This window comes from Pseudomonas sp. JE3303, from assembly GCF_056312565.1.
In genome coordinates, this window is record NZ_JBWGIF010000004.1 from 99,875 (window position 1) to 123,503 (window position 23,629).

Sequence of the window (23,629 nt, forward strand, 5' to 3'; positions counted from 1 at the left end):
CGCCGCCCTACTTTACTCACCGCCGCTCCTACGGGGACCGCGATGCCTTGATGGAGATCTGCTTTGACAGACCACCCAGCGCGCCACCACTTTCCCCATTTCCATCCCATCCTCACCCGTTACCATGACAGCGACCTGAACGGCCTCATCGCGGGCCCTGCCGTGCACGGCTTCTTCGATACCGCCATTCACGCCTATCTGCATCAGCAAGCGGGCCTGGACCTTCAAGAGGGCGTCGTAGCGGGGTTCGTGGTCAGTTCGGGTGCGGATTTCTTCGCCTTGCCGGGTTTCCCCGAGGTGCTGGAGGTGGGTCTGCGCGTGGCGCGCCTGGCTGGCAGTACGGTGGAATACCAGGCTGCGCTGTTTCGCGCGGGAGAGGAGGAGGCCTGCGCGGCAGGCAAGATAGTGCAGGTATTCGTCAACCGGCAGACCGGCATGCCCATGACGCTGCCCGATACCTTGCAGTCGGCACTGGCCCTTTTGCAGCAGGCATGAAAAAGGCCCTGTCCGGACGGGCAGGGCCTTTTTATCAAGCGCCAGCGATCACGCCTTAGCGGTGACGCCAGTTACGCTTGTGCTTGCGATGCCCGTAGTGATGACCACGGTCACGGTAATGGCGACGGTCATCGTAGCCACGACGATCGCGGCGATCGTCGGCGTCGGCCTTGTTGCCCATGTAGTTGCCAAGCGCACCACCAGCGCCGCCACCTGCGGCTGCACCGATGTAGCTACCGTTGGTACCGCCTACGCTGCGGCCCAGGACGTTGCCGCCCGCGGCACCCAGTGCGCCGCCGATGGCCGCTTCGCCACGCTGGCGCTTGTCGGCGCCGACCGCGCTGCCCGCCGCGCCACCCAGGCCCGCGCCGATGGCGCCGCCGGTGCTGCCGCCGATCTGCTGACCGACCACCGAGCCTAGTACCCCACCCAGTGCGCCGCCAATACCGGCTTCGGTGGTGCCACCTGCCGAGGCAACGCCACTGAGCAGGCCGAGAGACAACAACAGAATCGAGGAGTACTTCTTCATCGAGAGAGCCTCATAGGGATGACGAGGCGATCCTGAGGCTGGATCGTTAGGCTCGCAACGAAATTCCGACGACCGGCACAAGTTGTACACAATCTTGTAAGTTACTGTTTTCACTATGAAACTTAATCGCTTTTCAGGTGTCATAGATTACTTGCGACAAAGCCCTGATCCTCGCAGACAGGGCTTTTTTCATGCCTCAAGGCCTGGTTCGGGCTCAGAGAATCCGCCCTGTCTCCCGCGCCGCTTCCAGCTTGATCGCCACGAACTTGGACGTCGGCGTATGGCTGCCTTCTCCTACGCTATCCAATGGCACCAGCGGGTTGACCTCCGGGTAATAGGCCGCCGCCTGTCCGGCCGGGATGTCGAAGGCCAGCAGGGTGAAACCCTGGACCCGGCGCTCGCGGCCATCGCCCCACAGCGAAACGATATCGGCCTTCTGCCCTGGCTTGAAGCCCAGGCGAATGATGTCGGCCTCGTTGACGAACAGCACATCGCGCTGGCCCTTCACCCCACGATAGCGGTCGTCCAGGCCATAGATGGTGGTGTTGTACTGATCGTGCGAACGCATCGACTGCATGATCAGGTCCGGTAGCTGGCCGCTGGCGCGCACGCGCTCGTCGAGCAGGCTGTCGGGCAGCAGGTTGGCCTTGAAGTTGGCCCGGCCTGTCGGGGTCCTCCACTGCCTGGAGCCAGCGCTGCTGCCCAGGTAGAAGCCACCCGGGTGCTCCAGGCGCTGGTTGAAGTCGGTGAAGCCTGGGATGGTATCGGCGATCAGGTCGCGGATACGCCCGTAGTCGGCGACCAGCCAATTCCAGTCCACTGGCTGGCTGCCCAGGGTAGCGGCAGCTATGCCGGCGACCACTGCGGGCTCCGAGCGCATCTGGCGAGACAATGGCTGCAACTGGCCATTGGACGCATGGACCATGCTGAAGGAGTCTTCGACAGTCACCGCCTGCGGGCCTTCGCCTTGCTGGTCGATGTCGGTACGACCCAGGCATGGCAGGATCAGCGCCTGCTTGCCGTGGACCAGATGGCTGCGGTTGAGCTTGGTGCTGATCTGCACGGTCAGCTCACAGTTGCGCAAGGCCTCGGCGGTGCGCTCGGTGTCAGGAGTGGCCTGGGCGAAGTTGCCGCCAAGGCCGATGAACACGCGGGCGCGGCCATCGAGCATGGCGTGGATGGCTTCCACCGTATTGTGGCCGTTGTGCCGGGGCACGTTGAAGCCGAAGCGTTTTTCGATGGCGTCGAGCAAGGCTACCGGCGGGCGCTCGTTGATACCCATGGTACGGTCGCCCTGCACGTTGCTATGGCCACGCACCGGGCACAGGCCGGCGCCCGGAACGCCTAGGTTGCCACGCAGCAACATGAGATTGGCGATTTCCTGAATGGTCACTACCGAGTGACGGTGCTGGGTAATGCCCATGGCCCAGCACATGATCACTTTCTTGGCCTTGCAGTACATGCGAGCGGCCTGCTCGATGTCGGCCAGCGGCAGTCCGGATTGCGCCTCGATCTGCTCCCAGGACGTCGCATCCACCACGTCCAGGTAATCGTCGACGCCATGCCCATGCTGCTCGATGAAGGCGTGATCGAATACCGCCGGCTCGCCCTGGGCCTGGGCATCGCGTTCCCATTGCAACAGGTACTTGGCCATGCCGCGCAGCATCGCCATGTCGCCGCCCAATGCCGGACGGAAGTAGGCGGTGTTGGTCGGGCGGTCACCGTTGGTGAGCATTTCCAGGGCATGCTGTGGATGCTGGAAGCGCTCAAGGCCGCGCTCTTTCAACGGGTTGACGCAGACCACCTGGGCGCCGCGCTTGACCGCGTCGCGCAAGGGATCGAGCATCCTCGGGTGGTTGGTACCCGGATTCTGCCCCCATACGAAGATCGCATCGGCGTGCTCGAAGTCATCGAAGGTGACAGTACCCTTGCCGACCCCGATGCTCTGGCCGAGTGCCACGCCGCTGGCCTCGTGGCACATGTTCGAGCAGTCCGGGAAGTTGTTGGTGCCGTAGGCGCGCACGAACAGCTGGTAGAGAAACGCCGCTTCGTTGCTGGCTCGGCCCGAGGTGTAGAACTCGGCCTGGTCCGGCGACTCCAGCGCCTTGAGGTGCTGGGCGATCAACGCGAAGGCACCGTCCCAATCGATCGGACGGTAGCGGTCGCTGGCCGCGTCGTAGACCATCGGCTCGGTCAGGCGGCCCTGGTATTCAAGCCAGTAATCGCTCTGCTCCAGCAGCGAGGTAACGCTGTGGCGGGCGAAAAACGCGGCATCGACGCGGCGCTTGGTCGCCTCCCAGTTCACCGCCTTGGCGCCGTTTTCGCAGAACTTGACCATGCCGCTTTCGGGCGAGTCGCCCCACGCACAGCCCGGGCAGTCGAAACCGCCGTTCTGGTTGGTCTTGAGCAGGGCGCGGATATTCTTCAGCGCGTTGTCGCTGCCGACCCACGCCTTGGCCACGCTGCGCAGCGCGCCCCAGCCACCGGCGGGGCCGTCGTACGGCTTGTAGCGAGGGACAGGTTTCTGGTCGGCTTTATGATGCAGGCTCACGGTCTAGATCTCCGGCGCGGGGCTGAACACCCGCGGTGCGCTGTGCTTGGGCAAATGAATCAGGTTGAGGTTGTGCTGCCTGGCCCACTGCAGGGCCAGGCCGGTGGGCGCGGACAGGCTGACCAGCGTCTGGATGCCGGCGCGCAGGACTTTCTGGATCAACTCAAGGCTGCAGCGGCTAGTCACGATCGCCAGGCCGCCCGCGAGGCTGATGCGCTGGCGCAACAGCGCGCCGATCAGCTTGTCCAGGGCGTTGTGCCGGCCGATGTCCTCGCGGCCCAGCAGGAGCTCGCCCTGGCTGTCCATGAACACGGCCGCGTGAACCGCACCGCAGTGCTGGCCCAGTGGCTGGAATTCATCGAGGCGCTGACGCAGGCCGTCAAGCCAGTGCGCCGGTGGCAGCGCAGAGCCGGGCAGTACGTCGAGCTCGGGCAGTGCCTGTTCCAGGGCCTCGACTCCGCAGAGGCCGCAGCCGCTGGTGCCCGCCAGCTGTCGGCGCTGGTTCTTCAGGTTCCAGAACGCCCGGCTGGATATCTCCAGGTCCGCGTACAACGCAGCGCCCTTGCCAGAGAACTTCATGTCATAGATCTCTGACGGTGCGCTGACCAGGCCGCTGCCAACGCTGAAGCCGACCACGAAGTCTTCAAGGTCCGTGGGGCTCACCAGCATGACTGCCTGGTTCAGGCCGTTATAGGCGATGGCCAGGGCGACTTCCTCGGCGAGCGGTGTCGGTGCCTGTTCGCCGTCGGTCAGCTGGACGTAGGCGTAGGTATTGCTGGCGGCAGGCAAGGCAAAAAGTGCGGGCGCCGCGCAGACCGGAGGTTTGCTGTTCATCAGGCGGATTACCGGCGGCTGTTTATCCCCTAAGCCTAGGCTTGTGCCGAGAACACGTCTAATCGCTAGGGTCTATGCGTCGATAGACACCGTCGATCAGCGCCGACGGAGGTGCGTCAGAGGCCTGTCAGCAACTCACGGTAATCCTCCACCGCATCGAACTCTTCGGTATCGCGCGGGCCGCGTTTGCTGTCCGGCTCGCGCACGGCCAGCAGATGCCCGACGCCATAGCGCCGCGCGCTGCGCAGGATTGGCAGGGTATCGTCGATGAACAGGCTGCGCGCGGGGTCGAAGCCGATATCGGCCTGCAATGCATCCCAGAAGTGCGGGCTCTCCTTGGGAAATCCATAGTCGTGCGAGCTGATCAGCCGCTCGAAATACGGCGCCAGCTCGACGCGCTCCAGCTTCAGCGACAACGAGTCGCGATGTGCATTGGTGATCATCACCACGCGTTTGCCCGCCTGGCGTACGGCCTCGAGAAAGGGCTGCGCATCTGGCCGCAGGGCGATCAGCTCGGCGAGCTCCTGCTTGAGCTCGCGCACCGGCAGCCTCAGCTCGCGGGTCCAGAAGTCGAGGCAGTACCAGTTCAACGTTCCGGCATTGCGCTCGAACAGGGGCTGCAGTTCGAGCTCGGCCATGGCACGGCTCACGCCATGCAGCTCGGCGTAGCGCTGGGGCAGATGCTCCAGCCAGAACTGGTTGTCATAGTGCAGATCCAGGAGGGTACCGTCCATGTCGAGGAGGACGGTGTCGATGTCGGACCAGGCTAGCAGGGGCATATGAAATTCTCGAAGGCATGGCAAGCCACGGTATAGTAACCCGTTCACGCCAAGGAGCCGCCCCATGCGCCAGAAACCCACTGTACTTGCCCGCGAGATCGTCGCCAGCAGCCGCCTGTTCCGTGTCGAAGCTGTGCAGCTGCGCTTCACCAACGGCACCGAGCGGACCTACGAGCGTCTGGTTGGCCGCGGCAACGGTTACGGTGCGGTGATGATCGTGGCAATGCTCGACGCCGAGCACGCGGTGCTGATCGAGGAATACTGCGGTGGCACCGACGAGTACGAGCTGTCGCTGCCCAAAGGCCTGGTCGAGCCAGGCGAAGACGTGCTGGCAGCAGCCAACCGCGAGCTCAAGGAAGAAGCCGGCTTTGGCGCACGCGAGCTCGAACACCTCACCGAATTGTCCTTGTCGCCTGGGTACATGAGCCAGAAGATCCAGGTAGTGCTGGCCACTGATCTGTACGAAGAGCGTCTCGAAGGCGATGAGCCCGAGCCGATGCGGGTCGACAAGGTCAACCTGCGCGAACTGTCGGCCCTCGCCCAGCATCCGCAGTTCACCGAAGGACGGGCGCTGGCAGCGCTGTACCTGGTGCGTGACCTGCTGACGCAGCGGGGGCTGTTCGCATGAACGATGAGCAGTTGATGCACCAGTCGGTACTGCTCGCCCGCCAGGCAGGTGAGGCTATCCTGCCGTTCTGGCGCGCCGATGTGGCGGTCACCGCCAAGGCCGACGACTCGCCTGTAACGGCCGCCGACCTCGCGGCCCACCACGTGATCGTCAAGGGCCTGCGTGACCTTGCCCCGCACATCCCGGTGCTGTCCGAAGAAGACGCCGACATCGCTCTCGCCGAACGCCAGGGCTGGCAACGCTGGTGGCTGGTGGACCCGCTGGACGGCACCAAGGAGTTCATCGCCGGGAGCGAGGAATTCACCGTCAACATCGCGTTGATCGAAGCGGGCGAAGTGGTGTTTGGCGTGGTCGCCATGCCCACCAACGGACGCTGCTATTTCGGTGGCCGCGACCTCGGCGCCTGGCGCGAAGAGCCAGGCCAGCACGCCGAGCCGATCCGGGTGCGGACCACTCCGGCAGCCGGCAGCCGTTTCACCGTGGTGGCCAGCCGTCGCCATACAAGCCCGCAACAGGAAGCCTTGCTGGGCGGCCTGGGCAAGGCGGTGGGAGATCTGGAGCTGGCCAACATCGGCAGCTCGCTGAAGTTCTGCCTGCTGGCCGAAGGCGCGGCCGATTGCTATCCGCGCCTGGCGCCGACGTCGCAATGGGACACTGCCGCCGCCCAGGGGGTGCTCGAGGGCGCGGGCGGCGAAGTCGTCACGCTTGATGGCCAGCCACTGCGCTATCCTGCCCGCGAATCCTTGCTCAATCCCTTCTTTCTTGCCTTGCCGCGCGCCGCGCTCTGGCGCCAGGGCCTGCTGGACCTCGCCTTAGCGATGTAGCACGTACTGGCCGTTGAAATTCACTGCGGGCGCTTCACTGCCCGCATTGAACACCTGCGTGTGCAAGGTCAGGCGAGCCCGGCCCCGGCGCTGGTAGGTCGCGATAAAGCGCTCCCAGACCTTGTCCTCGGGCGGTGCGCACTGGGCGATGGCCGCCCCCGTCACCGGCACTGGATAGCTGATCTGGCCCTCCTGAATCACGATGTGGCCATCATCGACGCCCAGCTCGCGCAGTCTCAGGTGCAGCCAGCCCCAGCCGGCCAGCACGGCGGCGCAGTACAGGCTGCCGCCGAACATGGTGCTCTTGTGGTTCACGTTGGCCTCCAGCGGTAATCGTAGTCGCAGGCACTGGCCATGCCACTCGAGCACCTCGACGCCCATCTCGCGGGTCAGCGGGATATCGCTGTGCAGCACCGATTCCAGGTGACGGCTGTCAGCGCTCATAGGCGTTCCTCCGAGTCATCGTGATGGCCGCTGTCGGCAAAGCTCAGGCCGTGCTTGCGCAGCTTGTCGTGCAAAGTCTTGCGGGGTATGCCGAGGGCTTCGGCCAGGCTTCGCATCGAGCCGTGCGGTTGCGTCAGCTCGGCGGCGATCAGCGCGCGCTCGAAGTGCTCGACCTGCTCGCTCAGATTGCCGGTGCCAGGTGCCACCTGGGGATCCGGCGGCGTGGTTTCCTGGCCATCCAGCGCCAGTTCGAGGCCCAGGGCGAAGCGTTCGGCGGCGTTCTGCAATTCGCGCACATTGCCCGGCCAGCCATGGCGCAGCAACATCGCCCGCTGGGCCGGCTGCAAGCTGTGTGGTGGCAGGCCGTGACGCTGACTGGCGGCATCGGCGAAGTGCTGGAACAGTACCAGGATGTCATCACCTCGTTCGCGCAGCGCCGGGATGCGCAACGGCGCTACATTCAGCCGGTAATACAGGTCGGCGCGAAAACGCCCCTGGTCGGCTGCCTGGCGAAGGTCTTCCTTGGTCGCGGCGATCACGCGGATATCCAGCGGGATGAGCTGGTTGCCACCCAGGCGCTCGACCACCCGTTCCTGCAGCATGCGCAGCAGCTTGACCTGAACGTCCAGGCTCATGCTCTCGATCTCGTCGAGAAACAACGTGCCGCCATTGGCAAACTCGAACTTGCCGATGCGACGCTTCTGCGCACCGGTAAATGCACCGGGCTCATGGCCAAACAGCTCGCTCTCGACCACCGATTCGGCCAGGGCGCCTGCGTTGATGGCGACGAACGGGCCGTCACGGCGGCTCGACAGGTCGTGCAGCGCTCGCGCCACCACCTCCTTGCCGGCGCCCGTTTCGCCAAGGATCAGCACATCGGCACGAGTCCCTGCCAGCGCGCCGATCTGTTCGCGCAGGCGCAGCATCGACGGCGACTGGCCGACCAGGCGGCCGCTCAATTCATGGCGATCGCTCAGGGCCAGGCGCAGGCTGCGGTTGTCCAGCACCAGGCGGCGCAGGGCCAGGCCACGGCGCACACTGTCGAGGAGGGAGTCGCTCGGGAAGGGCTTTTCAAGGAAATCATAGGCACCGGCGCGCATCGCCTGCACCGCGAGCGGCACGTCGCCGTGGCCGGTGATCAGCAGCACTGGCAGCTCGGGATCGCGGCCGTGCAGCTGTTCGAGCAACTGCAGGCCGTCGATGCCCGGCATGCGGATATCGCTGACGACTACCCCCGGCCAGTCGGGATCGATGCGTTCGGCCAGGCCCTGGGCGTCGCTCAGGGACATGACCTTGAGCCCGGCCAGATCGAGGGTCTGACTCAGGGCCTGGCGCAGATGTGGGTCGTCGTCGACCAGGATGACCTGAATGCCGCTGTCGATGTAGGGTGCGGTCGTCATGCCGAAGGGTCCTCTGAAAATTGCAGGTTGGCGCCGGGCTTGGCCACGCGCAGTTGCAGGGTCAGCAGCGCGCCGCCTTCCGGGTGGTTGCCCAGCAGCAGCTCGCCTCCCAGGGCGCGCATCAGGCTTTCGCAGATGGCCAGGCCCAGGCCCAGGCCTTGGGTGCGCGTCTTGGTGGTGAAAAATGGCTCCTTGGCGCGTTCCATGGCCTGACGGGTAAAGCCAGGTCCGTTGTCACGAATGTACAGGTAGACAACGTCGTCGCGGCGCTCGGCACTCAGCCACAGCTTGCGCGGGTTGGCTTTCTCGGTCAGCGCGTCGAGGGCATTGGCGAGCAGGTTGCCGAGCACCTGGCGCAAGCGCGTTTCGCCCGCCTGGACCCACAACGTGGCGTCTGGCAGGTCACGCACCAGCTCCACCGCCATGGCCCGGCGACGCTTGGCCAGCAGCGCCAGGGCATCGTCGAGCGCCGGTTGCAGGGCCACGCTTTCAGGGGCGTGGCGGTCGCGGCGAGCGAAGGCGCGCAAGTGGGCAATGATCGAAGCCATGCGCCCGGTCAGCTCGGCGATCAGCTTGAGGTTGCCGCGCGCATCCTCGGTGCGCTGGTGATCGAGCAGGATCTCGGCGTTCTCGGCGTAGCTGCGGATCGCGGCCAGTGGCTGATTGAGCTCGTGGCTGATGCTCGCCGACATGGTTCCCAGCACCGACAGTTTGCCGGCCTGGACCAGTTCGTCCTGGGCCTGTACCAACTCCTGCTGGGCCTGCTCGCGCTCAAGGACTTCGTCGCGCAGCCGCTTGTTCAGGCCCTCAAGGGCAGCGGTACGCTCGTTCACGCGCTTTTCGAGGTCCCGGCGGCCATGGGCTTCCAGGTCGATGCGATCGATATAGTGACGACGGCGCTGCATCATCAGGCCCAGCAGCAGCATGAGCACCAGCAAGGTACCCGCGCCGATCGCCATCACCGTGCTCACCGACCGGTCGACCAGCATGCGCGGCGCCAGGATGCTCACCTGCCAGCCGGTTTCCTGGATGGCGCGGGTCTGGGTCAACCAGGCGTCCGGGTTGAGGTTGAGCGGCTTGGGCTCCGTGGTGGGATAGGGCTGGATGGCGGTGATCGCCTCGCGCTCGGCGTCGCTCAGCGGGCGTGTCGCACGGAAGCGCCAGTCGGGCCGCGAAGTCAGCACCACCACGCCGTTCTGGTCAGTCAGCAACAGCTGTTCGGGCGTGCGGCCCCATAGCGTTTCGGTGTGATCCAGATCGACCTTGACCACCAGCACGCCAATCACTTTTTCGTTGTCACGCACCGCCGCGGCAAAGAAATAGCCGCGCTTGGCGGAGGTGGTGCCTTGGCCGAAGAAACGCCCCAGGCGTCCGTCCATGGCTTCATTGAAATACGGGCGGAAGGCGAAATTGCGGCCGATGAAACTGTCGCGCTTGTCCCAGTTCGACGCGGCCAGGGTATTGCCGCTGACATCCATCAGGTACATCACCTCGGCACCGGTCTGGTCGACGATTTCCTTGAGCAGGCGGTTGGCGTTGGTCAGGGTTTCCAGGCGCAGCGGGTCTGCCAGCACGGCGCGCAGGGCCGGCAGCTCGCCGAGGATCCGTGGCAATGTTTCGTAGCGGTGCAGCGTGCCCAGCAGGTTGGCGACATACAGGTCGAGGGTCTGGCGGTTCTGCGAGGCAAGCTCGCCCTGGTAGTACTTCTCGGCCAGGTGATGCAGCGGCCAGAGCAGCGGTGCGAGGCACAGCGCCACAAGGGCCAGGCTGCGCCAGCGGGGACGTCGCGGGGGTGTTGAAGTGGAGATCATTGCCAGGTGCGCCAGAGGAGTCTGGCGCAATTATGCGCTACTTGAGGCAGTCGATCAGCGCCTCGCGCCAGTTCGGCTGGCTGACCTGCCATTCGCGCGCCAGGCGGCTGCAGTCCAGGCGCGAGTTGAGCGGCCGGCGCGCCGGGGTCGGGTAGTCGCTCGACGGGATCGGCACCAGCTCGGCGCAGGCCAGGCCGCGCGCCTTGAGGTGTTCGCCGATGGCCTGGGCGAAGCCGAACCATGAGGTATGGCCCTCGGCGGTGAGGTGGTAGAGCCCCCAGGCGCCTTGCTTTCCCGCCTGCCAACGCTCGACCAGGACGCGGGTGCTCGATGCGAGGGTGTCGGCCCAGGTGGGGGCGCCGATCTGGTCATCGACCACGCGCAGCTCGGGTTTTTCTTGCAGCAGGCGCTGCATGGTCAGCAGGAAGTTGCGCCCGTGCCGTGAGTAGACCCAGCTGGTGCGCAGGATCAGGTGCTCGCCACCGACCGCCGCGATCGCCTGTTCGCCTGCCAGCTTGCTCCGCCCATAAACGCCCAGCGGGTTGGGTGTGTCCGCCTCGCAGTAGGCTCCGGCCTTGTTGCCGTCGAAGACATAATCGGTGGAGTAATGGATCAGCGGCGCGCCAAGCCGCGCGGCTTCCTCGGCGAGGATGCCCGGCGCGATGGCATTGACGGCGAATGCCGCGTCTGGCTCGCTCTCGGCCAGGTCGACCGCCGTGTGCGCTGCGGCGTTGATGATCAGGCCGGGGCTCAGGCGACGGACCTGTTCACGGATCTGCCCGGGTTGCGCCAGGTCGAGCTGGTCCCGGCCGACCACGTGCAAATGGCCAACGCCCGCCAGATGGCGTTGCAGCGCTTCGGCGACCTGTCCATGGCGGCCAATCAGCAGGATATCGCGACTCATTCGAACACCTGCGCATCGCGCAGCAACTTGCCCTCGCGGTCCTTGGCCGAGAGCAGTGGCGGCGCCTGCAGCTGCCAGTCGATGGCGAGCTCCGGATCGTCCCAGCGAATGCAGCGCTCGGCGGCGGGGTTGTAGTACTCGGTGGTCTTGTAGAGAAAATCGGCCGTGTCGCTCAGCACCACGAAGCCGTGGGCAAAACCGGGCGGTATCCACAGCTGGCGGTAATTGTCGGCGCTGAGCACGACCGCGACCCAGCGACCAAACGTAGGCGAGCTGCGGCGGATATCCACCGACACGTCGAGTACCTCGCCTTGCACCACACGCACCAGTTTTCCCTGCGGATTGGTCAGCTGGTAATGCAGCCCACGCAGAACGCCGCGTTGCGAGCGGGAGTGGTTATCCTGGACGAAGGGCGCGGTAATACCTGCCTGTGCCTGGAGCTCGCGGGCATTGTAGCTTTCAAGGAAGAATCCTCGGCTGTCACCGAACACCTTGGGCTCGATGATCAGGACATCCGGGAGGGCAGTGGCGACGATGTTCATGGGTATTCTTCTGCCAGTTTTTGCAGGTACTGGCCGTAGCCGGTCTTGTTCAGGACATGCGCCTTGGCCAGCAGCTGTTCGCGGCTGATCCAGCGCTTCTGGTAGGCGATTTCTTCGAGGCAGGCCACCTTCAGCCCTTGGCGGTGCTCGATGGTCTGCACGTACTGCGAGGCTTCGAGCAGGCTGTCGTGGGTGCCAGTGTCTAGCCAGGCGAAGCCGCGGCCAAAGCGTTCGACGCGCAGGTCGCCGCGGCGCAGGTAGGCGTTGGTGACATCGGTGATTTCCAGCTCGCCGCGGAGCGAGGGCTTGATACCCTTGGCGATCTCGACCACGTCGTTGTCATAGAAATACAGGCCGGTGACCGCATAGCTGGACTTGGGAACGGCGGGTTTTTCCTCGATCGTCAGGGCGCGGCCCTGCTTGTCGAACTCGACCACGCCAAAGCGCTCCGGATCCTTGACCCAGTAGCCGAACACCGTGGCACCGGAGGGTTGATTGATGGCTCTCGACAGCTGCTCGCTGAAACCCTGGCCATGGAAGATATTGTCCCCAAGGATCAGGCACACCGAGTCCTGGCCGATGAACGATTCACCAATCAGAAACGCCTGGGCGAGGCCATCGGGCGAAGGCTGCTCGGCATAACTGAGCTCGATGCCGAACTGGCTGCCGTCACCGAACAGCTGGCGGTACTGGGGCAGGTCCTGGGGCGTGGAAATCAGCAGGATCTCGCGGATGCCTGCCAGCATCAGCACCGAGATCGGGTAGTAGATCATCGGCTTGTCGTAGATTGGCAGCAGCTGCTTGGACACGCCCAGGGTGATGGGGTGCAGGCGGGTGCCGGAGCCGCCCGCGAGGACGATGCCTTTTGTCATGCGATGAGGTCCTTGAAGTCGCTGTTGCCCAGGCGTTCTCCCTGGTAGCTGCCGTCTTGCACGTGGCGGCACCACTCCAGGTTGTCCAGATACCACTGCACGGTCTTGCGCAGGCCGCTTTCGAAGGTTTCCCGTGGTACCCAGCCGAGTTCCCGCTCGATCTTGCCCGCGTCGATGGCATAGCGCAGGTCGTGGCCGGGGCGGTCCTGGACGAAGGTGATCAGGTCGCTGTAGCGCGCCACGCCCGCCGGGCGCAGGGGCGCCAGCTCCTCGAGCAGGGCGCAGATGCCACGCACCACGTCGATGTTCTTCTGCTCGTTGTGGCCACCGATGTTGTAGGTCTCGCCCACCTTGCCTTCGCTCACGACCTTGAGCAGCGCGCGGGCGTGGTCGTCGACGAACAGCCAGTCGCGTACCTGCTGGCCGTTGCCGTAGACCGGCAGCGGCTTGCCCGCCAGGGCGTTGAGGATCACCAGCGGGATGAGCTTTTCGGGGAAGTGGAACGGCCCGTAGTTGTTCGAGCAGTTGGTAATGAGTACCGGCAATCCGTAGGTGCGCTGCCAGGCGCGGACGAGGTGGTCGGACGCTGCCTTGCTCGCCGAGTAGGGTGAGCTGGGGGCATAGGGCGTGTTCTCGCTGAACAGATCGTCGACCCCATGCAGATCGCCGTAGACTTCATCGGTCGAGATGTGATGGAAGCGAAACGCCCCGCGCTGCGCGGTGGGCAGCGCGCTCCACCAGGCGCGGGTGGTTTCAAGCAGGCTGTAGGTACCCACGATATTGGTCTGGATGAATGCAGCCGGCCCATCGATCGAGCGGTCGACATGCGACTCGGCGGCCAGGTGCATGATCGCCTCGGGCTGAAAGCGTTCCAGCAAGGCGCTGACCAGGGACTGGTCGGCGATATCACCCTGGACGAATTCGTAACGGGTATCCAGGGCGATGCTGCGCAACGACTCCAGATTGCCCGCATAGGTCAGCTTGTCGAGGTTCAACACCTCATGAGCGGTATTGCCGATCAGGTGGCGAATCAGCGCCGAACCGATGAAACCGGCGCCGCCAGTGATAAGAATGCGCATGTCGAGGTGGCCTCCAGTCGGACAGTGAATCGGGTCAAGTCTAGCGTGCCAGTGGCCGGGGATTATCACAGGTCATGGCCTGCGCCGCGCCTTTGCTCGTCGCTTTTTTCGGTTGCCTCTTGTGTATCGGCAGCAGCGGTGGCGATATAAGCGCAAAAAGACCGAGGCCTTTTCCATGCCCCTGCGCACCCTGATAGATCGATCCAGCCAGCCCTGCCCAACGCTCAGCGAGACCCAGGCGCATGAGCTGTTGCGGTCTCGGTACACCCTGCAGGGTGACTTGCGTTCGCTGGGCAGCCAGCAGGACGTGAACTATCGGGTAGACAGCGCGCAGGGCCGCTTCGTGCTCAAGGTTTGCCATGGCAGCTATGCACAAGTGGAGTTGGAGGCACAGCACGCCGCGCTGGCGTATCTGCGCGAGCGCGGCGTTCCGGTACCAGCGGTGCGCCCGGCCGGTGACGGAACTTCGCTGCTGGCGCTGGAAATCGACGGCCAGCCGCTGCGCGCCCGGTTGCTGGACTACATCGACGGCCAGCCGCTGACCCGGCTCAAGCATATGCCTGCATGCCTGATGGCCGAGCTGGGCAGGCTGTGCGCTCAGGTGGACGCGGCGCTGGCCGAATTCGATCACCCAGGACTCGAGCGCACCCTGCAGTGGGACCCCCGCCATGCGAGTGCATTGATTGGGCACCTGCTCCCGGTGCTGGGCGACTCATCCCGGCGGGCGCGGGTCGCAGAGGTGGCGCGCGTGGCCAGCATGCACCTGCAGCCCTGGACCGACCACCTGCCGGTGCAGGCCGTGCACCTGGACATCACCGACGACAATACGGTCTGGGCGCGAGATGCCCAGCGCCAGTGGAGGCTGCAGGGCGTCATCGATTTTGGCGACCTGCTGCGCACCTGGCGGATCGCCGACCTGTCGGTGACGTGCGCGGCATTGCTGCAGCATGCCGAGGATGACCCGCTGCGGATCATCACGGCAGTGAGTGCCTATCACGCGGCCAACCCGCTGCATGAAGCCGAATTGCGCGCGCTCTGGCCGCTGGTGCTCATGCGCGCCGCTGTACTGGTGTTGAGCAGTGAGCAGCAGTTGAGCGTCGAGCCTGGCAACCAGTACATCCGCGACAACCTGGCTCACGAGTGGGCCATCTTCGAGATGGCCAGCAGCGTGCCATTCGAGCTGATGCAGGCGGCGATCCTGCAGGCGGGCGGATGCGACTTGCCGGTGTTGGACCTGTCCCACTGCGCGCCCTTGCTGCCCGGGTTCGCCGGGCATGCGGTGCACCAGGTCGATCTCGGTGTGCTCAGCGACCATTTCGAGGCAGGCAACTGGGAACAGCCTGGTTTCGATCAGTCGCTGCTGGCGCTGCATGCGAAGGAGACGGGAGCCGCCTGCAGCCTGCACGGGCAGTTCCGGCTCTCGCGTACCCGCATCGACAGCCCTGAGGAGCCCGCCACCTGTGCGCTGGCCGTGGAGGTGCAGCTTGCCGGCGGCAGTGTGTTGCAGGCTCCCGAGGCAGGCACCTGGTACAGGACTGGCGATGGTGAAGGCTGCCTGCGCACAGAGCATTGGTCGCTGTGGCTCGATGGCATCGAGCAGGCACCCGAGACTGGCCAGGCGTTGGCCAAGGGGCAGGTATTCGGACAGGCCGGCAGTTGGCTGAGCGTGCAGGTCTGCCGGGAGCCCGGTGTGCAGCCACCGTTTTTCGCCAGGCCATCCCAGGCCAGGGCGTGGCTGGCGCTGTGTCCCTCGCCCCAGGCGGTGCTGGGCTTTGCCTGCGAAGCTTCACCCCTGGAGGATCCGCAGGATCTGCTCTCGCGCCGAGACGCCAGCTTTGCACGGTCGCAGAAGCATTACTTCGAGCAGCCGCCGCATATCGAGCGTGGCTGGCGCAACTACCTGATCGACATGCAGGGCCGCTCATACCTGGACATGCTCAACAACGTCGCGGTGCTTGGCCATGGTCACCCGCGCATGGCAGCCGAGTCGGCGCGGCAGTGGTCGCGGGTCAATACCAATTCACGCTTTCACTACGCGGCCATCGCCGAGTTTTCCGAGCGCCTGCTGGCGCTGGCGCCCGAGGGCATGGACCGGGTGTTCCTGGTCAACAGCGGCACCGAGGCCAACGACCTGGCTATCCGCCTCGCCTGGGCCCACAGCGGTGGGCGTGACCTGCTCAGCGTGCTGGAGGCCTATCACGGCTGGTCGGTGGCCACCGACGCTATCTCCACCTCCATTGCCGACAACCCCCAGGCCCTGGAAACCCGGCCCGACTGGGTGCACCCGGTGATGGCGCCCAACACCTACCGAGGTCACTACCGGGGGCCAGGTAGCACGGCCGACTACCTGCGCGATGTCGATGACAAGCTCGCCGCCCTTGATGCTCAGGGCCGCCAGCTGGCTGGCTTCATCTGCGAACCGGTATATGGCAACGCGGGCGGCATTGCGCTGCCGCCGGGGTACCTGCGCGAGACCTACGCCAAAGTCCGCAGTCGGGGCGGGGTGTGCATCGCCGACGAAGTGCAAGTCGGTTATGGCCGGCTGGGCGAGTACTTCTGGGGCTTCGAGGAGCAGGGTGTGGTGCCCGACATCATCTCCATGGCCAAGGGCATGGGCAACGGCCAGCCCCTGGGCGCGGTGATCACCCGGCGCGAGATCGCCGAGTCGCTGGAAGCGCAGGGGTACTTCTTCTCGTCGGCAGGCGGCAGCCCGGTCAGTTGCCGTATCGGCATGGCGGTGCTGGATGTGATGGATGAAGAAGACCTGTTACGGAACGCCCGAGAGGTGGGTGGCTACTTCAAGGCGCGGTTGCAGGCTCTCGTCGATAAACATCCGCTTGCGGGCGCTGCCCATGGTTCAGGTTTCTACCTGGGCCTTGAGCTGGTGCGGGACCGCCAGACCCTGGAGCCGGCGAGCGAGGAAACTACCCAGCTGTGCAACCGCCTGCGCGACCTGGGCATCTTCATGCAACCCACGGGCGATCATCTGAACATCCTCAAGATCAAGCCTCCGATGTGTACCACGAGAGCCAGTGTGGATTACTTCGTCGATAGCATCGATCGGATATTGTCCGAGGAGCTGTAACCGGCTTACTTGAAGCGGCCTTGCCGATTCTTATCGGCATATATGGCGCGCTCACTAATTAATATGTGTTTGTTTGCTTTTAATGCCGATATTTATCGGATATAAATCGGCTTGGCGAGACAGCCGACGGCGTGCTGGTGCACACTTTCGACCTGGACACGCTGAAACCCTGATCGCTCACCGGCCAGGCGCAGGCATGACCCGCGCCAGGCATTCGCAAAGGTTGAATCATGAAGACCCTCAAAACGACCCCGCGCGCCGACGGCTTTCACATGCCTGCCGAGTGGGCACCGCAGACCCAGGTATGGATGATCTGGCCCGAGCGCCCGGACAACTGGCGCCTGGGCGGCAAGCCTGCGCAGGCCGCGCATATCACCCTGGCCAAGGCCATCGCCCGCTTCGAGCCGGTCACCGTGGGTGTGTCCGCCGCCCAGTACGAGAACGCCCGCAGCCGCCTCGACCTGCCCAATATCCGTGTCGTCGAGATCAGCAACGACGATGCCTGGGTGCGTGACACAGGTCCGACCTTCGTGATCAACGACAGCGGCGAAGTGCGTGGCGTCAACTGGGGCTTCAATGCCTGGGGCGGTTTCAATGGCGGCCTCTATGCCCCATGGAACCGTGACGAACAGCTGGGCGGGAAGGTGCTGGAAATGGAGCGTCTCCAGCGCTACCAGACCCAAGGCTTCGTGCTCGAGGGCGGCTCGATCCATGTGGACGGCGAAGGCACCCTGATCACCACCGAAGAGTGCCTGCTCAACGCCAACCGCAACCCGCACATGGACCGCGGACAGATCGAGCAGGTATTGCGCGACCATCTGGCCGTGGACCGGATCATCTGGCTGCCCGATGGGCTGTTCAACGACGAGACCGACGGCCACGTCGACAATTTCTGCTGTTACGTACGCCCGGGCGAAGTTCTATTGGCCTGGACAGATGATCCGCAAGACCCCAACTACGCACGCTGCCACGCTGCGCTGGAGGTGCTGCAAGGCAGCCGCGACGCCAAGGGGCGGGAGTTCGTGGTGCACAAGATGCCGATTCCTGGCCCGATGTACGCCACCGAGGAAGAATGCGCGGGTGTCGATCAGGTCGACGGCAGCCAGGAGCGTAATCCTTCGGTACGCCTGGCGGGCTCGTACGTCAACTTCCTGATCGTCAACGGCGGCATCATTGCGCCGAGCTTCGACGACCCCGCAGATGCCCAGGCCAGAGCTATCCTGGGCGAGATTTTCCCAGACCACGAGATCGTGATGATCCCCGGCCGCGAGCTGCTTCTGGGCGGAGGCAACATTCACTGCCTGACTCAGCAGCAGCCGGCGCCCATCAAGCACTAGGCCCACAGCCCAGCTCGACGCCCTACCAAAAACGCCACCGCATTGCGGTGGCGTTTTTGTTTGTGTGGTCGTTGAGATTGGAGAAAATGCCCATAAACGGGCAATCCTCCAGGGAAATGCACCACATGTGTCTTTGAATGTAGGAAAAATCGTCGGCATTTCACGATTTTTTGACATATGCGAGCGCAGGCGGATAGGATTCGACCCCTGCGCTTGCTGGCCGTTCTATCCGGATGGCGCCGAACCTACGAAGGGGCGTTGGTGACGGGCGTTTTTGTATGCAGCGCGTTTTTGAATTCGAGATAAGGAAAACAACATGTTGAAAACAGGGATCAGCCTGATCGCGCTGGCGCTCGTCGCCGCCACCCAGGCCCAGGCCAACGATCAGGCCGCCAGCAAGGGCTTCGTCGAGGACAGCAGCATGAACCTGCTGCTGCGCAACGCTTACATCAACCGTGACAAGAAGCACGGCACCGACGACCAGATCGAATGGGGCCAAGGCTTCATCGCCAACTTCTCGTCCGGCTTCACCCAGGGCACCGTGGGCGTGGGCGTCGACGCCTTCGGCCTGTACGCCATTCGCCTGGACGGCGGCAAGGGCCACAACGGCGGCGCTGGTGTCGACTTCTTCCAGCCGAGCGACACCGAGCCGGCCAACTCGCCGCACAACCTGGCCCGTGGCGGCGCCGCGATCAAGTTCCGCGTCTCCAACACCGTGCTCAAGTACGGTGACCAGATGCCATCGCTGCCTGTGCTGCAGCACGACGACGCGCGCCTGCTGCCAGAAAGCTTCACCGGCACCCTGATCACCTCCAAGGAGATCAAGGGCCTTGAGCTGAACGCCGGCCGTTTCACCCAGGAAGCGCGCAAGAGCGCCGAGGGTCGTGACAGCGGTGGCCTGAAGTCGATCAACGTGTTTGGCGGCAGCTACAAGTTCACCGAGAACCTGTCGGCCGCCCTGTACACCTCCGACGTCGAAGACGTGCTGAAGAAGCACTACCTGGGTGTGAACTATGTCCACCCGATCTCCGACGAGCAGTCGCTGACCCTGGACTTCAACGGCTACAAGACCAGCATCGACAGCCAGTACGAGCGCGAAGCAGGCCTGACCGGCGACTCCAACACCATCTGGAGCCTGGCGGCGACATACGCCTTCGGCCCGCACTCGGTCACCATCGCCCACCAGCGCAGCACTGGCGACACCGGTTACAACTACGGCTGGTACCAGAACCGTGGCGGCGTGGGTGACGGTGGTTCGACCATCTACCTGGCCAACTCGTACTGGTCCGACTTCAACGCCGAAGACGAGCGTTCGTGGCAGATCGGCTACGGCCTGGACTTCAGCGCATTCGGCGTGCCGGGCCTGAGCTACAAGGTCGCGTACGTGCGTGGCGACAACATCAACACCCACGGCTTCGGCGAAGGCAAGGAGCGCGAGATCTTCAACCAGGTCCAGTACGTGGTTCAGGAAGGCGCGGCCAAAGACCTGTCGGTCAAGGTTCGCAGCTCGTTCCTGCGCACTTCCGAGAGCGTTCGCCAGAACGGCTACAACGACGACGGCAACGAAGTCCGCGTGTTCGTCGAGTACCCGATCAGCATCTTCTGATATTGATTGCGTGTCTAAACAGCCCCGGCCCTGCCGGGGCTGTTTGTTTTCAGCTTCCCCAGACACCACGGTTTGCCTTGTGCAGGAGCAGCCTTGTGTCGCGATATGAGCCCGAAGGGGCCGCCTGTACCCCATCGCATTACGTCAGACACACCGCTATTGCAGGTCCTGCGGCCCCGTCGGGCCCGTATCGCGACACAAGGCCGCGCCTACACAAGGGGACTGCATCTGGCAGGGTCTGATCAACAGCCGACGAACGGTTTCGACGTCATGGCAGGCCCGTTTTAGAGCACCTCCGAGACCCGCGCAATTCGCCATTACTTCTCGCAGACGGGTTCAGCCCAGCCTTCTACATGGCAAGTGCATTTCTCATCTCCTATCCTGTTGTCCGGATAACCTGATAACTAGAGCGACCCCATGGTCGTCGAACAACAAGAAGGAGTTCCTCCATGAGCGTCAAGCAAATTGGCGAGCAGCGTTATCGCGGGCAGATCGGCCGTTACTTCGAGGACTTCGAAGTAGGTGACATCTACGAGCACCGCCCAGGCCGGACCATTACCGAAGCCGACAACATCCAGTTTTCCCTCCTGACCATGAACCTGCACCCGATGCATTGCGACGCTGCCTATGCGGCCAAGAGCGAGTTCGGCAAGCCGCTGGTCAACAGCGGACTGACCGTTGCCATCGTGCTGGGCATGACGGTGCCGGATGTCAGTGGAAAGGCCATCGCCAACCTGGGCTGGACCGACATCAAGCTCACCGCGCCGGTGTTTCCGGGTGACACCATCTACGCCGCCTCCGAGGTGCTCGACAAGCGTGAGTCCCGCTCGCGGCCCAACCAGGGAATCATCACGGTCAAGACCACTGGCACCAAGGCCGACGGCACGGTGTTCATGACCTTCGAGCGCAACGTGCTGATCCAGAAGCGCGAGGGCAACACCCTCGACGAAGCCGCCGGCTACTGACCGGCGTTTCATACATCGCCAACGCTGTACTGCAGTTCCTCAACAACAAGAAAACCGAGGAAACAAACATGTCCATGCTCAAGCGCGTCATCGCGGCGTCCGCCGCAGCCTGTGCCCTGGCGGGTTTCACGCCGGTGACCCTGGCAGAAGAGCTGGTGCTGCCCAACGAGGTAGCAGCCACTCACTGGAAGACCGGCTACATGAACGAGTTCGCCAAGCGGGTCGACCAGCGCACCCAGGGCGCCATCGACGTCAAGGTCTTCCCGTCCTCCCAGTTGTACAACGACCAGGACGCCCTGGCCGCGCTCGGCACGGGCGCGGTGCAGATGGTATGGCCAGTGTCGGTGCGCATCGAGACCATCGACCCGCGCCTTGGGGCGATCAACCTGCCGTTCACCCTGACCGACCAGTTGATGACCGATCAGTGCTATGCCAAGGGCCTGACCCAGCTGATGTCGTCCTACATCGAGCCGCGCAACCTCAAAATCCTTGGCCTGCTGCGCGCCGCCGACCTGTTCTTCGTCTTCGCCGACCGCGATGTGCAGAAACTGGAAGATGTGAAGGGCGCCAAGGTGCGGGTAATCGGTGGCCGTGTGTTCCTCGATACCATCCGCAGCCTGGGTGCCAGTCCTGTGTCCATGCCGGCTTCCGAGATGAGCAGTGCCTTGGGCCAGGGCGCGATCGACGGCGTGTTCACCTCCGCTGCCGGGTGGTCCGAGATGATCGGCAAGACCGGCAAGTTTGGCTGGTACGTCCCGAACTTCTCGCTGACTACCTACGCCGTGGTCGTCGACAAGGTGTGGTTCGATGCCCTGCCGCAGGCCCAGCAGGAGGCGATCACCACGAGCATGGACGAGATCGTCGACAAGCAGTGGAAAGAGGTGGTGGTCGAGGACCAGAAGCTGATCGACAAGATGACCGCCCAGGGCCTGCAGTTCCATACCGCGACGCCCGAGGAAATCGCTCGCTGGGAAAAGATCTCTGAATCGAACAAGCAGTCTTTCTCCGCCGCCCATCCTGAGGTACTCCCGGCAATGCAGGCTGTGGCCAAGCGGTGCACCCTATGAACATCCAGCCCTCGACCGCAAAGCCTGCGCAAAAGGTGCTCGGCGACCCCTCGCTGGCCATCACGCCCAGGCGGCGCAGCTGGTGGCTGGTGTTCGAGCGCAAGGTACTGCTCAACGTCGCTACCTGCATGTTCATGCTGGCCATCGCTGTGATGCTGTACGAGGGTGTACTGCGTGCGACCGTCGGCACCAGCGCCTTCTGGGCCGAAGAGGCCGTGCGCTACCTGATGGTGTGGGCCTTCTTCCTGACCCTTGGCGCGGCTGGTAACGCCGGTTACCACATCCGTACCGAAATGCTCGTCGAGCGCCTGCCGCCTGCACTGAAGAAGCTTTGCCTGGTGCTGTCGAGCCTGGTCGGCATCGGCTTCTGCGGCCTGCTGTTCTATGCCTCGCTGCCCCAGGTCCAGCGTTACTACACCATGGGCATGGTGACCGAATCGAACCTCGACCTGCCGCTCTGGCTGCTGTTCACCATCATGCCGCTGGGGGCAGTGCTGTTCCTCATCTACTACATCCGCTGCCTGGTGATCGCCCTGCGTGGCCGTGACCCTTTCGGCAACGGTGAAATCACCGGCTCGCAACTCTAGGAGAGCATCGCCATGCTGCTAGTTCTCGCTTTGCTGACGATGCTCATGTTCCTGGCCATCGGCACCCATGTCGCCGTGGCGCTGGGCCTTGTCACCACCGGGCTGATCCTGTTCGTGGCGGGCGTGCCGACCACCGTCATCGCCCAGACCGCGTTCAAGTCCATCAACAGCTATCCGTTGATGGCGATCCCCATGTTTGTCCTGGCCGGAAACCTGATGATGCGCGGCAACATTGCCGAACTGCTGATCCAGCTGGTCGGCAGCGTGGTGCGTGCGGTGCGCGGTGGGCTCGCCCTCACCGCGATGATCGCCAGCGTGTTCTTCGCCGCGGTATCGGGCTCGAGCGTGGGTTCGGCGGCGGCGATCGGCTCGTCCACCGTCGGCGGCCTCACCAAGGAAAACTACCCGCCGCGCTTCTCCGCCGCCATCGTCGCGGTGGGCGGCACACTGGGCCTGATGATCCCGCCGTCGCTTGGCTTCATCCTGATCGGTTCGATCGTCGGGCTGCCGGTGGACAAGCTGTTTCTCGCAGGCGTGGTACCAGGGTTGATGGAAGCGTGCCTGCTGATGATCGCGGTCACCTACTTCGCCCGCAAGAACGGCTATGGCGCCCAGGCGCAGCGTGCCGACTGGGGTGCCTTCAGCCGCAAGCTGCCCAGTGCCGGCGCGGCGCTGCTGATGCCAGTGCTGATCCTTGGCAGCATCTATACCGGCTACCTGACGCCGACCGAGGTATCGGCCTTCGCCGCCGCCTACGCCGCCTTCCTCTGCCTGGTGGTGTACCGCAGCGTGACCCTTGGCGGCATCTGGGACACCGCCCGGGACTCGCTGCTGCAGACCACCATGATCTTCGCGGTGGTGATGGGTGGCAGCCTGATCGGTTTCGCCCTGGCACGCATGGGTGTTTCGGCGAGCCTGGTATCGATGGTCAGCGCGATGGACCTTAGCCCCTGGCAGTTCCTGATCATGGCCAACCTGATCCTGCTGAGCCTGGGCATGTTTCTCGACGGCATTGCGCTGATCGTGCTGACCGCGCCACTGCTGTTCCCCATCGCCACGCACCTGGGCATCAACCCGATCCACTTCGCCGTGATCATGGTGGCCAACGTCGAGATCGCCACCCTGACCCCGCCCATCGGTCTCAACCTGTTCGTCATGGCCGGGATATCCAAGCAGCCGGTACATGAGGTGGCGCGCGGCGTAGCTCCCTTCTACGGCGTGCGCCTGCTCGGCCTGGCACTGATCACGTTCATCCCGGCCATTTCCCTGGTGCTGGTCAACTGACGAGGA

At 64.2% G+C, this 23,629-nt stretch carries 21 protein-coding genes; 10 read left to right on the plus strand and 11 right to left on the minus strand.

What is annotated here, in order from left to right:
• Positions 1-63 precede the first annotated feature (63 nt).
• Complete coding sequence (locus tag AC0ZZU_RS07480) at positions 64-495, plus strand: acyl-CoA thioesterase (RefSeq protein WP_476339876.1); 432 nt, start codon at positions 64-66, stop codon at positions 493-495.
• 55 nt (positions 496-550) lie between these two features.
• On the opposite strand, the gene AC0ZZU_RS07485 is transcribed toward AC0ZZU_RS07480, so the two are convergent.
• The 4 genes from AC0ZZU_RS07485 to yrfG form a co-directional block, all read right to left on the minus strand.
• The gene (locus AC0ZZU_RS07485; protein WP_158465362.1) at positions 551-1,024 is read right to left on the minus strand and encodes a glycine zipper domain-containing protein; all 474 of its coding nucleotides are present in this window, start codon (positions 1,022-1,024) and stop codon (positions 551-553) included.
• Positions 1,025-1,238: 214 nt separating this feature from the next.
• Positions 1,239-3,575, minus strand: coding sequence for an FdhF/YdeP family oxidoreductase (locus tag AC0ZZU_RS07490; protein ID WP_476339877.1), 2,337 nt, complete (start codon positions 3,573-3,575; stop codon positions 1,239-1,241).
• 3 nt (positions 3,576-3,578) lie between these two features.
• Positions 3,579-4,409, minus strand: a complete 831-nt coding sequence (gene fdhD / locus AC0ZZU_RS07495) for a formate dehydrogenase accessory sulfurtransferase FdhD (RefSeq protein ID WP_476339878.1) — start codon at positions 4,407-4,409, stop codon at positions 3,579-3,581.
• 116 nt (positions 4,410-4,525) lie between these two features.
• Entirely contained in the window at positions 4,526-5,188 is a 663-nt protein-coding gene (gene yrfG / locus AC0ZZU_RS07500; RefSeq protein ID WP_476339879.1) for a GMP/IMP nucleotidase, read from the minus strand.
• Positions 5,189-5,252: 64 nt separating this feature from the next.
• Between yrfG and nudE the strand changes: the two genes are divergently transcribed.
• Complete coding sequence (nudE, locus tag AC0ZZU_RS07505) at positions 5,253-5,816, plus strand: ADP compounds hydrolase NudE (RefSeq protein WP_476339880.1); 564 nt, start codon at positions 5,253-5,255, stop codon at positions 5,814-5,816.
• The gene (gene cysQ / locus AC0ZZU_RS07510; RefSeq protein WP_476339881.1) at positions 5,813-6,640 is read left to right on the plus strand and encodes a 3'(2'),5'-bisphosphate nucleotidase CysQ; all 828 of its coding nucleotides are present in this window, start codon (positions 5,813-5,815) and stop codon (positions 6,638-6,640) included. The genes nudE and cysQ overlap by 4 nt, the downstream gene beginning before the upstream one ends.
• Here cysQ and AC0ZZU_RS07515 read toward each other — a convergent pair.
• The 7 genes from AC0ZZU_RS07515 to rfbB are packed head-to-tail and all read right to left on the minus strand — an operon-like array spanning position 6,629 to position 13,692.
• On the minus strand, positions 6,629-7,084 hold the full coding sequence (locus tag AC0ZZU_RS07515) for a YiiD C-terminal domain-containing protein (RefSeq protein WP_476339882.1): 456 nt from the start codon (positions 7,082-7,084) through the stop codon (positions 6,629-6,631). The genes cysQ and AC0ZZU_RS07515 overlap by 12 nt on opposite strands.
• Positions 7,081-8,484 (minus strand): sigma-54-dependent transcriptional regulator, encoded by a 1,404-nt coding sequence (locus AC0ZZU_RS07520; RefSeq protein WP_476339883.1) that lies wholly within the window; start codon positions 8,482-8,484, stop codon positions 7,081-7,083. The genes AC0ZZU_RS07515 and AC0ZZU_RS07520 overlap by 4 nt, the downstream gene beginning before the upstream one ends.
• A complete protein-coding gene (locus tag AC0ZZU_RS07525; protein WP_476340037.1) occupies positions 8,481-10,295 on the minus strand; it encodes a sensor histidine kinase in 1,815 nt (604 codons plus the stop codon). The genes AC0ZZU_RS07520 and AC0ZZU_RS07525 overlap by 4 nt, the downstream gene beginning before the upstream one ends.
• A gap of 37 nt (positions 10,296-10,332) precedes the next feature.
• Complete coding sequence (gene rfbD, locus AC0ZZU_RS07530) at positions 10,333-11,199, minus strand: dTDP-4-dehydrorhamnose reductase (RefSeq protein WP_476339884.1); 867 nt, start codon at positions 11,197-11,199, stop codon at positions 10,333-10,335.
• Positions 11,196-11,741, minus strand: a complete 546-nt coding sequence (gene rfbC / locus AC0ZZU_RS07535; protein WP_476339885.1) for a dTDP-4-dehydrorhamnose 3,5-epimerase — start codon at positions 11,739-11,741, stop codon at positions 11,196-11,198. Before rfbC ends, rfbD begins: the two co-directional genes overlap by 4 nt.
• The gene (gene rfbA / locus AC0ZZU_RS07540; RefSeq protein ID WP_476339886.1) at positions 11,738-12,613 is read right to left on the minus strand and encodes a glucose-1-phosphate thymidylyltransferase RfbA; all 876 of its coding nucleotides are present in this window, start codon (positions 12,611-12,613) and stop codon (positions 11,738-11,740) included. The genes rfbC and rfbA overlap by 4 nt, the downstream gene beginning before the upstream one ends.
• Positions 12,610-13,692 (minus strand): dTDP-glucose 4,6-dehydratase, encoded by a 1,083-nt coding sequence (gene rfbB, locus AC0ZZU_RS07545; protein ID WP_476339887.1) that lies wholly within the window; start codon positions 13,690-13,692, stop codon positions 12,610-12,612. The genes rfbA and rfbB overlap by 4 nt, the downstream gene beginning before the upstream one ends.
• A 175-nt stretch (positions 13,693-13,867) precedes the next feature.
• On the opposite strand from rfbB, the gene AC0ZZU_RS07550 reads away from it, so the two are divergent.
• The 7 genes from AC0ZZU_RS07550 to AC0ZZU_RS07580 all read left to right on the plus strand — a co-directional run bounded on the left by AC0ZZU_RS07550 (position 13,868) and on the right by AC0ZZU_RS07580 (position 23,623).
• Complete coding sequence (locus AC0ZZU_RS07550) at positions 13,868-16,777, plus strand: aminotransferase (protein WP_476339888.1); 2,910 nt, start codon at positions 13,868-13,870, stop codon at positions 16,775-16,777.
• A gap of 230 nt (positions 16,778-17,007) precedes the next feature.
• Entirely contained in the window at positions 17,008-18,114 is a 1,107-nt protein-coding gene (gene aguA, locus AC0ZZU_RS07555; RefSeq protein ID WP_476339889.1) for an agmatine deiminase, read from the plus strand.
• Between the two features lie 316 nt (positions 18,115-18,430).
• The gene (locus AC0ZZU_RS07560) at positions 18,431-19,720 is read left to right on the plus strand and encodes an OprD family porin (RefSeq protein WP_476339890.1); all 1,290 of its coding nucleotides are present in this window, start codon (positions 18,431-18,433) and stop codon (positions 19,718-19,720) included.
• 449 nt (positions 19,721-20,169) lie between these two features.
• Positions 20,170-20,685 carry a MaoC family dehydratase gene (locus AC0ZZU_RS07565; protein ID WP_476339891.1) on the plus strand — a complete coding sequence of 172 codons (516 nt, stop codon included), beginning with the start codon at positions 20,170-20,172 and terminating at the stop codon, positions 20,683-20,685.
• 68 nt (positions 20,686-20,753) lie between these two features.
• Positions 20,754-21,752 carry a TRAP transporter substrate-binding protein DctP gene (dctP, locus tag AC0ZZU_RS07570; protein WP_476339892.1) on the plus strand — a complete coding sequence of 333 codons (999 nt, stop codon included), beginning with the start codon at positions 20,754-20,756 and terminating at the stop codon, positions 21,750-21,752.
• Positions 21,749-22,339, plus strand: a complete 591-nt coding sequence (locus AC0ZZU_RS07575; protein WP_476339893.1) for a TRAP transporter small permease — start codon at positions 21,749-21,751, stop codon at positions 22,337-22,339. The genes dctP and AC0ZZU_RS07575 overlap by 4 nt, the downstream gene beginning before the upstream one ends.
• A 12-nt stretch (positions 22,340-22,351) precedes the next feature.
• Positions 22,352-23,623: a TRAP transporter large permease gene (locus tag AC0ZZU_RS07580; protein WP_476339894.1), complete on the plus strand. Its 1,272-nt coding sequence runs from the start codon at positions 22,352-22,354 to the stop codon at positions 23,621-23,623.
• Positions 23,624-23,629 lie beyond the last annotated feature (6 nt).